Raw genomic sequence first — 12,919 nt, forward strand, 5'->3', positions numbered from 1 at the left:
GGGGGCGACCGGGTGAGAAAAATGTAGCGTAAAATGTAGGGATGTAAATTAATAAGCTTTGCTATATCATGCCCGCCGTTTATTTCCTCATTTCTATGTCGAGCAGGTACACCATGCCAGTGTTACACAACCGCATTTCAAATGAGACGTTAAAGGCGCAAATGCTGGCTGAAACCGAGCCGCGCACGACGATCTCGTTCTATAAATATTTCACCATTGTCGATCCGCAGGCGACCCGCGATGCGCTGTGGGTTGCCTTAACCCAGCTGAAAGTCTTTGGCCGCATCTATCTGGCCCGGGAAGGGATCAACGCGCAAATCAGCGTGCCGCAAAGCAATGTTGAAGCCCTGCGTGAGTTTCTCTATGGCTTCGATCCGGCGCTGGCGGGGCTGCGTTTCAATATCGCTCTCGAGGACGACGGTAAATCGTTCTGGGTTCTACGCCTGAAAGTGCGTGACCGCATCGTTGCCGACGGCATCGACGATCCCTCCTTCGACGCCTCCAACGTCGGAGACTATCTCAAGGCGGCTGAGGTCAACGCGATGCTTGACGATCCGGATGCCGTGTTTATCGATATGCGCAACCACTATGAATATGAGGTGGGCCATTTCGAAAACGCGCTGGAGATCCCGGCGGATACCTTCCGCGACCAGTTGCCGAAAGCCGTGGAAATGATGCAGGACCATAAAGACAAAAAAATTGTCATGTATTGCACCGGCGGTATTCGCTGTGAAAAAGCCAGCGCCTGGATGAAGCATAACGGCTTCAATAAGGTCTGGCACATCGAGGGTGGCATCATCGAGTACGCCCGCCGCGCCCGTGAGCAGGGGCTGCCTGTGCGTTTCATTGGCAAAAACTTTGTCTTTGATGAACGGATGGGCGAGCGGATCTCCAATGACGTTATCGCGCACTGTCATCAGTGCGGCACGCCGTGCGACACCCATACCAACTGCCTGAACGATGGTTGCCATCTGCTGTTTATCCAGTGCCCGAGCTGCGCCGAGAAGTTTGCCGGCTGCTGTAGCGAAGCCTGCATGGAAGAGCATAAGCTACCGGAAGAGGAGCAGCGTAAGCTGCGCGCCGGGCGTGAAAACGGCAATAAAATCTTTAATAAATCGCGTGGTCGGCTGAACACCAAACTCGGGATCCTCGATCCTGAGCCGTCAGAAAAACCATAACCAGACGAGATCGATGATCGCCAGCAGCAGCCAAAGCGCCAGGTAGATCATAAAGTGCTCGCGGACGTTATTGACCAGCAAATTAAACAGGCGACGCATAATCGCTCTCAATGACTAACGGCCTCGACAGAGGCCGTTTTTTTTGCCCGACGGCAAAAGTGCCGCATTCCATTACGCGTTAAATCGCGCCAGCGAGAAGGGCGCCAGGTTGAAGCGCGATGCTTCGCCCTGAGCAAACTGACTGGCAATTTCCCCCAGCACCGGGGCAAACTTAAAGCCATGCCCGCTCAGACCGGTGATTAGCAACGTGTCTGGTCTGCCGGGTAACGTATCGATAATAAAATCTTCATCGACGGTATTGTCATAAGTACAGGAGGCGCCGTGCAGGCAGCCGCCGATCCCTGGCAGGACGTTGCGCAAAAAAGGAAACGATTCGGAGCCATCGCTGGCGACAGCGCCAAATGCCACTCGCTCCTGCGGCATGGAGATCGGTTGACCGCCGTTATGCTTGCCAATCTTCAGCTCGTTATCTTCTGCCGGGAAACCGTAGTATTGATCGCCGTTGGGCAACTCGCCGGTGAAGGCCGGAAAGTGATTCTTGCTGCTGTAACGGCCATCGGCCTGGTACCAGGCAAACACCTTACGTACCGGCTGGATGGGGAGGTCCGGGAGCAGGCGGGTGACCCAGGTCCCGGCGCTGATCAGCAGCTTTTTACCATGATATTCACCGTCGAGAGTATCGATGGTGATCCCGTCAGCATGGTGATGAATAGCCGAGACCGGACAGTTGAATAGCTGCGCGCAGCCTGCTTCCCGCGCCAGACGGATCCAGGTTTCGACGGCCAGCTCGCTGCGCAGTACGCCGGAAGCGGGTTCGAAAATCGCCCGATAGTCCTCGGGGAGGCGTATCTCTGGCCAGCGCTGCATTACGGCCTGGGCATCCAGCTCTTCCACCTCAAGCTTGAACGCACGGGCGCTGGCGGCGACGTTGGCGAGAAAAGCGGAGCTGGCGGGGCCGAGGTTAATGACGCCGGTGCGTTCAAACACGGCTTCGCCACTGATCTCTGCCAGTTCATCCCATAGCTGCTGGGCACGCAGCACCAGCGGAACATATTTCTCACCTTCGCCATAGGCGTGACGGATAAGACGGCTGCTGCCGTGATGGCTGCCTTCTTGGTGGGGAGGTTGATGGGCGTCGGTCATCAGAACATTGAGTCCGGCACGGCGCGCATAATAGCCAGCGGCGGCGCCGACGGAGCCGCTGCCAATAATGATAAGATCGTATTGCATGGTGAGTTCCGGGTAATTGCCTTGTTAGCAGGGTAATTAACTCCCTGTGCTTATACAAGCCCGAAAATAATTCAGGCACCCGCAGGTGCCTGTTAAGTTTAATGTTAAGTCATTCGCAAGCCGCGTTAATGTCGGCGGTACTCGTTTTCCTGGTATTCGCCAGATTCAATCTTCGCAATGCCTGCTTCCAGGATTGAAATAAACTGACGTGCGACGTCCGTCGTTAGCCATAGCGTCTGGCCGATCTCAGCATCATTACTGTTTTCTTGAGTGGGGTTCTGGTAGTGCAGGCGCAACATCAGCGCATCGTAGCTATCAACGGTGCTGATGTCCCATCCAACGAGGGGATGGGTCTGAATGACTTCATTATTTTTTTCCATCATAACCCCTTATTCATATGTTAAAAGACAACAATTCTCGAGGTTTAATGCATATTTTTTGAAGCAAGTTAATTATATCAGGGATCAAGAATAAACTCGAGAAATTAAATGAAAGGCAGCATGATTTTCTTCTTTTGCCGCTTTTTTATTCAAGATAAGCGCGTAAAATGGCCACTTTAGTCGATATTGAGCAGAATAATCAGGACTATTCTGAACAGAAGAGGGGCTAAAAAAAGCCGGGGCGACCCGGCAAAAAAAAGCACAATGAGGGAGCAAACCAGAGTAACTGGATCCCGCCATGCTTCAGGAGAGATCGTGGACAAACCAGTCGTCCGCGCTTTCCCATGTTTCCTGCAGGATTTCGCTTATCCGGTCTTTGTCTTCTTTCAGGGCGCCAAACACCGAGAGCTGATTGCCGGTGGCGTAGCGGACGCTCACCTGGCTGTCGATGGCCGGGAATTGCTCGGCGATACGGCGAGAGAGTTCGTTATTCAGCGCTTCCAGCGCGCCGTTGGGTAAGGCGGTAGTTTTGGCGATAGACACTTCAATGCGCATAATTGCCCCCTGCGTTCGATACTGGTTATTTATACAGTATCCGGTTGGCGTTGACAACAGGGGGCTACGTTTTTATTTCTTCACGGTCCAGTGAACGGTTTCACCTGCCAGGAAGGGCACCAGGGTGTCATCAGGCAGGGAAATGCTGTCCACAACGGTCGTCTCTTCACGCACCAGTTCAACGTAGCTCTCATTGACCGGCAGACCGTAGAAGCGCGGGCCATTCAGCGAGCAGAAAGCCTCAAAGTGCTGCAGAGCGTTCATTTCTTCAAACACCGTGGCGTAGCTGCCGAGGGCGGTCGGGGCGTTGAAGCAGCCGGCGCAGCCGCAGCTGGCCTCCTTACGGTGGCGGGCATGCGGTGCGGAGTCGGTGCCGAGGAAGGCGCGGCTGAAGCCGCTGGCGACCAGCTCCCGCAGAGCCTGCTGATGAATATTGCGTTTAAGTACCGGCAGGCAGTATAAGTGAGGACGAATACCGCCGACCAGCATATGGTTACGGTTGAACATCAGATGCTGCGGGGTGATAGTGGCCGCCAGCAGTTCATTGCCGTCACGCACATACTCGGCGGCATCTTTGGTGGTGATATGCTCAAAGACCACCTTCAGTCCGGGCAGGCGCTGGCGCAGCGGCTCCATCACGGTTTCAATAAAGCGCGCTTCGCGATCGAATATATCAATCTCGGCGTGGGTGACTTCCCCATGTACCAGTAGCGGCATCCCCAGTTTTTCCATCCGCTCCAGCACCGGCATAATGGCGTCGGTGCTGGTGACGCCGTGGCTGGAGTTGGTGGTGGCGTTGGCCGGGTAGAGCTTGGCGGCGGTGAATACGCCTTCGTTAAAGCCGCGCTCCAGCTCCGCCGGGTCGAGGGAGTCTGTCAGATAGCAGGTCATCAGCGGGGTAAAATCATGCCCGGCCGGGACGGCGTCCATAATGCGCTGGCGATAGGCGATAGCCGCCGCGACGGTGGTGACAGGCGGCACCAGATTCGGCATCACGATCGCCCGGCCATAAAACTCACTGGTATAAGGCACGACGGTTTTCAGCATATCGTCATCACGTAGATGGATATGCCAGTCGTCTGGGCGGCGGATTTTCAATACCTGGGATTGTGCTGTCATGGAAGGCTCCGGCTAATAGGTTCAGTCATCAGGGCTGTTTTTTGCCGGGCACTAAGGATAAGCGTAAACGTTTTCCTTTGCACTCATTTCCGTAAAAAATTGAGGGCGCCGCGGCGCCCTGGAGATTAATTGGTAAAGGGGATGACAATCTCGCCCGGCTTCACCTCGATGCCTTTGGCGTATTTCTTCGCCAGCGCTTCACCGGTGCTGGCGTCCTCACGCAGGACATAGGCCGGCTGCTGGCTGAAGTAACTGCGCAGCGACTGATTCAGGTAGGGGAGCAGGGCCTGAATGACCGACTGCAGCTTCTCGGGCGCCACTTTGGCATCCACCACCTCCATTTCCTGCAGGAAGATGGCGCCTTTCTCTCTGTCAAAGGTTGGCAGCGCTTTGAGCTTCAGATCGATCGTCGCTTTCTGCGTGCCGAACAGGGAGTTCAGGTCAACGTTAGCGATCCCGGTCAGCGTGACTTTGCCCGGCTCCTCGCGCCCGATAGCGCTGGTCAGGTTCTGCAGTTCGATATGGGCGTCGGCAACGCCTTTCAGACCAATATCTTTGGCAAAATGGTTTCGCTTCTGCAGGGCCTGGTTAATCTCCTGCTCGCTTACCGTGTATTGGGTCAGCTGATTACAGCCGCTCAGCAGGCCGCTGACAATCAGCGCGGCGGCGATCAAAATCTTTTTCATGGGGTTCCTCTGGCTCATACCTTCATTCATCCTGACACAAAGCATCATGACCTGTCAGCATCCTCGATACCAGCAGAATAGGCTGAAAGCAGGAGAAACCGCCGCCGCGCGCATCAGGTCCGCGGCTCCAGCATGCCGGAGGCAGAGCGTTTCGGACTAAACTGCCACCACAGCGCCAGAAAGGTGATAACCCCGATGGCCCCGAGCATCAGCCACGGCAACTCGGGCTGACCGGCGGCTTTACCAGCATCAAACAGCCAGCCGCCGCCCGCATATCCCAGCGCGCCGCCAAAGGCGAGCCCCAGGCGGCTGAAGCCCATATAGCTGCCGCGCGCCCGGGCGTCCGCCAGCGAGGCGCCCAGCGTCTCCCGGGCAGGTTCGGCAATGATGGAACCGATGTAAAACAGGCAGATCAGGGTAAACAGCTGCTGCAAACTGCTGGTCATGCCGATGGGGGGCATGGCCAGGGTCATCACCAGCAGACCGGCCATCAGCCGGTGCTCAAGGCGAAAACGTTTTTCGCTCCAGCGGGCAATGGGATAGAGCAGGGTCAGCGAAATGGTGGCTTCGATGGCGTACATCCACTTTACGGCGGCCGGCGAGCCGGCGATGTCATTCACCATGATCGGCAGCATCAGCATCACCTGCACCGCCAGCATGTAATAGCCCGTCAGCGTCAGGACATAGGTGACGAAGCGCTTGTCCCGCAGCACCCGGCCCAGCCCCTCGCGGATCGGCGTTTTTACCGTTGAGAGCTTCCATGCCGGCAGATACCAGGCGTTAAACGCCGCGCAGGCGATAAACAGCGCGGCGCCGGCGCTGCACACCAGGCGGAAATCATACTGCAGCAGCCAGCTGCCCAGCAGCGCGCCAATCACCGCGCCGGCGCTATCCTGCATCATCAGGATGGAGAAAAAGCGGCCGCGCTGATGCGGGCGCACCAGCTTAACCACCAGCGCCGCCCGCGGCGGGTCGAACAGCGTGCCGCCGAGTCCGGAAAGTATGCATGAGAACCACAGCACCCACGGCTCATGGGCGACGGCCATCGCCGCGAAGCCGCCGGCGCGCATCAGCATACCGGTGACGATCATCGGTTTGGCGCCAAAGCGGTCGGCGATGGCGCCGCCAAAGATACCTAATCCCTGCTGCACGAGCTGGCGCAGGCCGAGCGCGATGCCGACCATCAGCGCCGCCCAGCCCATCTGATCGACAAAGCGGATGGAAATCAGCGGGAAGACGACAAAAAAGCCCAGCACGACCAGCATGTTATCGACTAACAGGAAATATTTACCCAGGCTCCTTGCCTGCGAGACGCGGGACATTTCCCCTCCAGGGAAAAATAGAGATAAGCGTGGATATTCTGCGGGCAATCTGCTGCTTTTCCCAGCGCCCTTGCGACAATATTTTTTTATCAAAATGCAAGTTCGATTGAGGCTATTCATCGAAAAGAGGAGATGGCGCAGAAAATGGTATGTTGCTGTTTTCACACCGTCGCGCAGGACAGGTATAGTGAAGGCAGCAAGAATGAAGTCAGGGGGACTGAAAAGGAAATGTTTGGCTATCGCAGTAACGTGCCGAAGGTGCGTTTGACGACGGACCGGCTGGTGGTGCGCCTGGTTCACGATCGTGACGCCTGGCGTCTGGCCGATTATTACGCCGAGAATAAGGCGTTCTTAAAACCCTGGGAGCCGGTTCGTGACGACAGCCACTGCTATCCTTCCGGATGGCAGGCGCGTCTGTCGATGATCGCCGAGTTTCATAAGCAGGGGTCTGCTTTTTATTTCGCGCTGCTCGATCCGGAGGAAAAGGAGATCGTCGGCGTGGCGAATTTTTCCAACGTGGTGCGCGGGTCATTCCATGCCTGTTATCTCGGCTACTCTATTGGCGAGAAGTGGCAGGGGCAGGGGCTGATGTTTGAAGCGCTGACGTCGGCGATTCGCTATATGCAGCGTACGCAGCATATTCATCGCATTATGGCCAACTATATGCCGCATAATCAGCGCAGCGGCGCGCTGCTGGCGCGGTTGGGGTTTGAAAAAGAGGGTTACGCCAAAGATTACCTGCTGATTGACGGGCAGTGGCGTGACCATGTATTGACGGCGCTAACGACGCCGGACTGGTCAGCGGGACGTTAAGGAGAGAGGATGAAATATCAGTTAACCGCGCACGAAGCGCGCGTCATTGGCTGTCTGCTGGAAAAGCAGGTCACCACGCCCGAGCAGTATCCGCTGTCGGTGAACGCCGTAGTGACCGCCTGCAATCAGAAAACCAACCGCGAGCCGGTGATGTCGCTGAGCGAAGGCGAAGTCCAGGCTCTGCTGGATACCCTGGTGAAACGCCATTATCTGCGTACGGTCAGTGGCTTCGGCAATCGGGTCACTAAGTATGAGCAGCGCTTTTGCAACTCCGAATTTGGCGATCTGAAGCTCAGCGCCGGCGAGGTGGCGGTGGTGACGACGCTGCTGCTGCGCGGCGCCCAGACGCCGGGTGAATTACGCAGTCGGGCGCAGCGGATGCATGAGTTCAGCGATATGGCGGAAGTGGAAAGCGTGCTGGAAGGGCTGGCGACCCGCGAAGATGGTCCCTTTGTCGCCCGTCTGCCCCGGGAGCCGGGGAAACGGGAAAGCCGCTATATGCATCTGTTTTGCGACGACATGGACACACTGATCACGACAGTGGAAGCACTCTCGCCGCTGGAAGAGGAAGACGATCTGCGTGCCAGGGTTGAAGCGCTGGAAGGCGAGGTGGCGGAGCTGAAAGCGCGCCTCGATTCGCTGTTACACCATCTGGGGGACTAAACGTGGGGACAAGATTGCGCATCGGGGTGGTTGGCCTGGGCGGTATTGCGCAGAAAGCGTGGCTGCCGGTTCTGGGGGCGGCGGAAAGCTGGACGCTGCAGGCGGCCTGGTCGCCGGGAAAAGAGAAGGCGCTGCGGGTTTGCGAAACCTGGCGAATGCCATACGTTGAATCGCTGGATGCCCTGGCGGCGCAGTGCGATGCGGTCTTTGTTCATACGTCGACGGCTTCACATTATGAAGTGGTGAATCATTTGCTGAATGCCGGGGTTCATGTTTGCGTGGATAAACCGCTGGCGGACAAGCTGAGTGAGGCGGAGACGCTGGTCGAGCTGGCGGCGCGGCGTCGTCTGACGCTGATGGTCGGTTTCAATCGCCGCTTCGCACCGCTCTATCGGGAGCTGAAGGGGCGGCTGGGCGAGGCGGCCTCGCTGCGGATGGATAAGCACCGCAGCGATAGCGTGGGCAACGATCTGCGCTTTACCCTGCTTGATGACTATCTGCACGTGGTGGATACCGCGCTATGGCTGGCCGACGGTCAGGCGCGTCTGCGCGGTGGCGCGCTACAGATCACTCCGCAGGGCGAGATGCTGTATGCCGAACACCAGTTCAGTTCGCCCCGGCTGCAGGTCACCACCAGCATGCACCGCCGCGCAGGCAGCCAGCGCGAGTGGGTGCAGGCGGTTACGGATGGCGGGCTATATGCCGTCAGCGAGATGCGCGAATGGCAGGAGGAGTGCGGTCACGGCGTGGTCCAGCGCCCGGTCGCCAGCTGGCAAACCACCCTTGAGCAGCGCGGCTTTGTCGGCTGCGCGCGCCATTTTATCGAATGCGTGCAAAATCAGACGGTTCCTGAAACCGCAGGCGAACAGGCGCTGCTGGCTCAGCGGGTGGTCGACAAACTTTGGCGCGACGCCATCAGCGAATAATCCGTTGTAACAACTGACAGTAGTAATTCATGTTGAACCCGGTAGACTATCGCCACTTTCCAGCGCCCGCATTTGCGGGCGTTTTACTCCAGGGTTTGGAATAACAGCGTAATGAACCTTTTAAAATCACTGGCGGCCGTCAGTTCGATGACCATGTTTTCGCGCGTGCTGGGCTTTGCCCGCGATGCGATTGTGGCGCGCATTTTTGGCGCCGGGATGGCGACCGACGCCTTTTTCGTCGCCTTTAAACTGCCTAATCTGCTGCGGCGTATTTTTGCCGAAGGCGCCTTCTCTCAGGCGTTTGTACCGATCCTTGCCGAATATAAAAGCAAGCAGGGCGAAGATGCCACCCGGGTGTTTGTCTCGTATGTCTCCGGATTGCTGACCCTGGCCCTGGCGATCGTCACCGTTATCGGGATGCTGGCGGCGCCGTGGGTGATCACCATCACCGCCCCCGGGTTTGCTGATACCGCCGATAAATTTGCGCTGACTACCCAATTGCTGCGCATTACCTTCCCCTATATTTTGCTGATCTCCCTCGCCTCGCTGGTGGGGGCGATCCTTAATACCTGGAACCGCTTCTCGGTGCCGGCCTTTGCGCCGACGTTCCTCAACGTCAGCATGATTGGCTTTGCGCTGTTTGCCGCACCGTACTTTCATCCGCCGGTGCTGGCCCTGGCCTGGGCGGTCACGGTCGGCGGCGTGCTACAGCTGGCCTACCAGCTGCCGCACCTGAAGAAAATTGGCATGCTGGTCCTGCCGCGCATCAATCTGAAAGATGCCGGCGCGATGCGGGTGGTGAAGCAGATGGGGCCGGCGATCCTTGGCGTGTCGGTAAGCCAGATCTCCCTTATTATCAATACTATCTTCGCTTCGTTTCTCGTGTCGGGATCGGTGTCTTGGATGTACTACGCCGACCGTCTGATGGAGTTTCCGTCCGGTGTCCTGGGAGTGGCGCTCGGCACTATCCTGCTGCCATCGCTGTCAAAAAGCTTCGCCAGCGGTAATCATGACGAGTATTGCCGGCTGATGGACTGGGGGCTGCGTCTCTGCTTCCTGCTGGCGCTGCCGAGCGCGGTGGCACTGGGGATCCTCGCCAAACCGCTGACCGTGGCCCTGTTCCAGTACGGCAAATTTAGCGCTTTTGATGCGGCAATGACCCAGCGCGCGCTGGTGGCCTATTCCGTGGGACTAATGGGGCTTATCGTGGTGAAGGTGCTGGCGCCGGGCTTCTATTCCCGCCAGGACATCAAGACCCCGGTCAAGATTGCTATTGTCACCCTGATTATGACCCAGGTGATGAACCTGGCGTTTATCGGCCCGCTGAAGCATGCGGGTCTGTCGCTGTCCATTGGCCTGGCGGCCTGCCTGAACGCCGCGCTGCTTTACTGGCAGTTGCGTAAACAGAAGATCTTTACCCCGCAACCGGGCTGGCTGGCCTTCCTGCTGCGTCTGATTGCTGCGGTGCTGGTTATGGCTGCGGCGCTGCTGGGCGTCATGCATATCATGCCGGAGTGGTCGCTGGGGACGATGCCGTTCCGTCTGATGCGCCTGCTGGTGGTGGTTGTCGCCGGGGTGGTGGCCTATTTCGCCACACTGCTGCTGTTGGGCTTCCGCGTGAAAGAGTTTGCCCGACGTACAGCCTAAGCGGTTGTGCGGGAATGGATGAACCCGCTTCGCCTCAGGCGAAGCGGGTTTTTTTATGATGCGCGGCGTTCGGCAGCGACGATACGGGCATTCTCCAGCAGGCGGATTGCCAGGGCGATCGCCCCGCTGACCACCGCCAGGGTAACCACCCCGTTCCAGCCGGCCAGCACGTACAGCTTGCTGCCCAGCACCGACCCCAGCGACATCCCGATGAAGACCACGGTAAACAGCAGGGCGTTAAGGCGGCCGCGGGCCTGCGGCTCGAGGCCATACACCAGGTTCTGATGCGCCACCAGGCTTGACTGCAGGCCAAGGTCGAAGCCAATCGCCGACAGGGCAATCAGCGCCAGCTGGCCATGCAGTGGCAGCAGCGGCAGTATAAACATCAGGGCGAAGGAGACGGTGACCAGCGCCGCCCCCATTTGAGTCACTTTACCGGCACCAAATTTATCGGCCAGTCCGCCGGCCAGCGGCGCGGCCAGCGCCCCGGCAGCCCCGGCGATACCAAAGCCGCCCGCTACCGCACTGCCCATGTGATAGTGTTCGGAGAGCATCACCGCCAGCGTCGACCAGAAGGCGCTGAAGGCGACAGAGAGCGCCCCCTGAGCCAGCGCAGCGCGGCGTAGCGCCGGGTAGCGCTGCCACAGATGCGCCATTGAGGCCATCAGCTGCGGATAGCTCAGCGTCGAGTGAACGGCGAAGCGCGGCAGCACCCGCCACATCACCAGGCCAATCAGCGCCACGCTGACCGCCGCCGCCTGATACATCACCCGCCAGCCGAACACTGCGCCCACCACGCCGCTGACCGTCCGGGAAAGCAGGATCCCCAGCAGCAGCCCGGTCATCACCGTGCCCACCATTTTGCCCTGCTTGCCCGCCGGGGCGAGGATCGCCGCCGCAGGGACGATATCCTGCGCCATGGTCGCCGCCATACCGATCAGCAGACTGACCACCAGCAGTGAGCTGAGCTGGCCGGTGAGGCTGCACAGGAGCAGCAGGAGCGCCAGCAGCGCGCTTTTCACCAAAATCAGCCGGCGGCGATCGTGGCGGTCGCCGAGCGGGAGCAGGAACAGAATGCCGAGCGCATAACCCGCCTGCGTCAGAGTAGGGACCAGACCCATACCTTCTACCGTCAGGTGGAGATTGGCGCCCATCAACGGCAGCAGCGGCTGCGCGTAGTAGATAGAGGCGACGCTAAAGCCGGCGCCGAGCGCGAGAATGAAGATAATCCAGCCTGCGTCGCGGGTGGAAAGGGAAGTCGGTGTCATGATCAATACCTCGTGAATGCGATGGGGCTATTTTTCCCTGAATGCGGCTGGCGCGGTAGCCGGGCTGGTGGTAAAACGGTTATACGTAGCACGTATAGGCAAAAGAAAAATGAAAAGACAGGAGCGTATAGATCGCATTGAGCTGATGCGCACCTATATTCGTATTATAGAGGCAGGGTCGCTCTCCGCCGCGGCGGGGCAGATGGAGACCACCCAGGCGACCGTCAGCCGCCGCCTGCAGTCCCTTGAAGGGCTGCTGGGGGTTAAGCTGATCCTGCGTACCACCCATGCGATGAAGCTCACTGACGATGGCGAACGCTGCTACCGTCATGCCCGCCAGCTGGTGGATGCCTGGCTGGCGCTGGAAGATGACCTGCGTATTGCCGACGATCGGCCGGTGGGGGTGCTGCGGGTGAGGGCGCCGCACGCTTTTGGCCAGCAGCAGCTGCTGGGGCCGCTGGTCGCCTTTCTCCAGCGTCATCCGCAGCTGTCGGTGGAGTGGATGCTGAATGATAATACTGTCGACTTTCTCAGCGATAATATCGACTGCGCCATTCGCGTGGGGGCGGAGGTGGATCCGGCCACGGTCTCAGTGCTGCTGGCGGAAGTGCCGCGCTGCGTGGTAGCCTCCCCTGAACTGCTGGCGAAGTACCCGCCGTTAACCTCGCTGGAGGCGTTATCCGGCCTGCCGTGGATCGCCATTAACACCTTTTATCAGCATGAGGTACGGCTCCGACATCAGGCCAGCGGGCAGATCGTCTCCACGGCGATTACCCCCTGCCTGAGCACCGACAGCCTTTACGTCGCGCGTAACACTGCGCTGGCGGGGCTGGGGGTGGCGATGGTGTCCAGCTGGGCCGTGGCGGAGGATCTTGCTGCCGGAAGGTTGACAGAGCTGTTCCCGCAGTGGCGTCCCGCCTCGCTGCCGGTCCACCTGGTCTATCCCTGGGCGCGCTATTATCCGACGCGGCTGCGTAAATTCCTCGACCTGATGCGGGAGATCATGCCGGACCTCGCCGGCATGCAGCCTCCGCAAAGCGCATAAAAAAACCGGCCAGGAGGCCGGTTTTTT

At 58.6% G+C, this 12,919-nt stretch carries 14 protein-coding genes; 6 read left to right on the forward strand and 8 right to left on the reverse strand.

The window, feature by feature from the left end:
• Positions 1-113 precede the first annotated feature (113 nt).
• Positions 114-1,178 (forward strand): rhodanese-related sulfurtransferase, encoded by a 1,065-nt coding sequence (locus CE636_RS24845; RefSeq protein WP_017900742.1) that lies wholly within the window; start codon positions 114-116, stop codon positions 1,176-1,178.
• Here the strand turns inward: CE636_RS24845 and CE636_RS24850 are convergent.
• The 7 genes from CE636_RS24850 to mdtH all read right to left on the reverse strand — a co-directional run bounded on the left by CE636_RS24850 (position 1,164) and on the right by mdtH (position 6,530).
• Positions 1,164-1,277: a DUF2770 family protein gene (locus tag CE636_RS24850; protein WP_004204539.1), complete on the reverse strand. Its 114-nt coding sequence runs from the start codon at positions 1,275-1,277 to the stop codon at positions 1,164-1,166. The genes CE636_RS24845 and CE636_RS24850 overlap by 15 nt on opposite strands.
• A gap of 72 nt (positions 1,278-1,349) precedes the next feature.
• A complete protein-coding gene (gene solA / locus CE636_RS24855) occupies positions 1,350-2,468 on the reverse strand; it encodes an N-methyl-L-tryptophan oxidase (RefSeq protein WP_017900741.1) in 1,119 nt (372 codons plus the stop codon).
• A 125-nt stretch (positions 2,469-2,593) separates the two neighbouring features.
• Positions 2,594-2,848, reverse strand: a complete 255-nt coding sequence (gene bssS / locus CE636_RS24860; RefSeq protein WP_002898992.1) for a biofilm formation regulator BssS — start codon at positions 2,846-2,848, stop codon at positions 2,594-2,596.
• 303 nt (positions 2,849-3,151) lie between these two features.
• Entirely contained in the window at positions 3,152-3,403 is a 252-nt protein-coding gene (gene dinI / locus CE636_RS29210) for a DNA damage-inducible protein I (RefSeq protein WP_002898994.1), read from the reverse strand.
• A gap of 72 nt (positions 3,404-3,475) precedes the next feature.
• A complete protein-coding gene (gene pyrC / locus CE636_RS24875; protein WP_017900740.1) occupies positions 3,476-4,522 on the reverse strand; it encodes a dihydroorotase in 1,047 nt (348 codons plus the stop codon).
• 125 nt (positions 4,523-4,647) lie between these two features.
• Positions 4,648-5,208 carry a lipoprotein gene (locus CE636_RS24885; RefSeq protein WP_004204546.1) on the reverse strand — a complete coding sequence of 187 codons (561 nt, stop codon included), beginning with the start codon at positions 5,206-5,208 and terminating at the stop codon, positions 4,648-4,650.
• A 113-nt stretch (positions 5,209-5,321) separates the two neighbouring features.
• Complete coding sequence (mdtH, locus tag CE636_RS24890) at positions 5,322-6,530, reverse strand: multidrug efflux MFS transporter MdtH (RefSeq protein ID WP_017900739.1); 1,209 nt, start codon at positions 6,528-6,530, stop codon at positions 5,322-5,324.
• A 228-nt stretch (positions 6,531-6,758) separates the two neighbouring features.
• On the opposite strand from mdtH, the gene rimJ reads away from it, so the two are divergent.
• From rimJ to murJ, 4 genes are all read left to right on the forward strand, one after another.
• Complete coding sequence (gene rimJ / locus CE636_RS24895) at positions 6,759-7,343, forward strand: ribosomal protein S5-alanine N-acetyltransferase (protein WP_017900738.1); 585 nt, start codon at positions 6,759-6,761, stop codon at positions 7,341-7,343.
• A gap of 9 nt (positions 7,344-7,352) precedes the next feature.
• On the forward strand, positions 7,353-8,006 hold the full coding sequence (locus tag CE636_RS24900; RefSeq protein WP_004204549.1) for a YceH family protein: 654 nt from the start codon (positions 7,353-7,355) through the stop codon (positions 8,004-8,006).
• Between the two features lie 14 nt (positions 8,007-8,020).
• On the forward strand, positions 8,021-8,932 hold the full coding sequence (locus tag CE636_RS24905; RefSeq protein ID WP_025999293.1) for a Gfo/Idh/MocA family protein: 912 nt from the start codon (positions 8,021-8,023) through the stop codon (positions 8,930-8,932).
• A gap of 111 nt (positions 8,933-9,043) precedes the next feature.
• Positions 9,044-10,579, forward strand: a complete 1,536-nt coding sequence (murJ, locus tag CE636_RS24910) for a murein biosynthesis integral membrane protein MurJ (protein ID WP_004204551.1) — start codon at positions 9,044-9,046, stop codon at positions 10,577-10,579.
• A gap of 53 nt (positions 10,580-10,632) precedes the next feature.
• Here the strand turns inward: murJ and CE636_RS24915 are convergent, their stop codons facing one another.
• Positions 10,633-11,847 (reverse strand): MFS transporter, encoded by a 1,215-nt coding sequence (locus CE636_RS24915; RefSeq protein WP_017900736.1) that lies wholly within the window; start codon positions 11,845-11,847, stop codon positions 10,633-10,635.
• Positions 11,848-11,863: 16 nt separating this feature from the next.
• Here CE636_RS24915 and CE636_RS24920 point away from each other — a divergent pair, with 16 nt between their 5' ends.
• The gene (locus CE636_RS24920) at positions 11,864-12,892 is read left to right on the forward strand and encodes a LysR family transcriptional regulator (RefSeq protein ID WP_017900735.1); all 1,029 of its coding nucleotides are present in this window, start codon (positions 11,864-11,866) and stop codon (positions 12,890-12,892) included.
• Positions 12,893-12,919: the final 27 nt, after the last annotated feature.

This window comes from Klebsiella sp. LY (genome assembly GCF_004010915.1).
GTDB classification, from domain to species: Bacteria; Pseudomonadota; Gammaproteobacteria; order Enterobacterales; family Enterobacteriaceae; genus Klebsiella; species Klebsiella quasipneumoniae.

Bases quoted from the DNA above. Each gene is read 5' to 3' on its own strand.
- bssS (WP_002898992.1), bottom strand. From the start codon at position 2,848: ATGGAAAAAAATAATGAAGTCATTCAGACCCATCCCCTCGTTGGATGG.
- mdtH (WP_017900739.1), bottom strand. From the start codon at position 6,530: ATGTCCCGCGTCTCGCAGGCAAGGAGCCTGGGTAAATATTTCCTGTTA.
- rimJ (WP_017900738.1), top strand. From the start codon at position 6,759: ATGTTTGGCTATCGCAGTAACGTGCCGAAGGTGCGTTTGACGACGGAC.
- dinI (WP_002898994.1), bottom strand. From the start codon at position 3,403: ATGCGCATTGAAGTGTCTATCGCCAAAACTACCGCCTTACCCAACGGC.
- solA (WP_017900741.1), bottom strand. From the start codon at position 2,468: ATGCAATACGATCTTATCATTATTGGCAGCGGCTCCGTCGGCGCCGCC.
- CE636_RS24885 (WP_004204546.1), bottom strand. From the start codon at position 5,208: ATGAAAAAGATTTTGATCGCCGCCGCGCTGATTGTCAGCGGCCTGCTG.
- CE636_RS24920 (WP_017900735.1), top strand. From the start codon at position 11,864: ATGCGATGGGGCTATTTTTCCCTGAATGCGGCTGGCGCGGTAGCCGGG.
- pyrC (WP_017900740.1), bottom strand. From the start codon at position 4,522: ATGACAGCACAATCCCAGGTATTGAAAATCCGCCGCCCAGACGACTGG.
- CE636_RS24915 (WP_017900736.1), bottom strand. From the start codon at position 11,847: ATGACACCGACTTCCCTTTCCACCCGCGACGCAGGCTGGATTATCTTC.
- CE636_RS24900 (WP_004204549.1), top strand. From the start codon at position 7,353: ATGAAATATCAGTTAACCGCGCACGAAGCGCGCGTCATTGGCTGTCTG.
- CE636_RS24850 (WP_004204539.1), bottom strand. From the start codon at position 1,277: ATGCGTCGCCTGTTTAATTTGCTGGTCAATAACGTCCGCGAGCACTTT.
- CE636_RS24845 (WP_017900742.1), top strand. From the start codon at position 114: ATGCCAGTGTTACACAACCGCATTTCAAATGAGACGTTAAAGGCGCAA.
- murJ (WP_004204551.1), top strand. From the start codon at position 9,044: ATGAACCTTTTAAAATCACTGGCGGCCGTCAGTTCGATGACCATGTTT.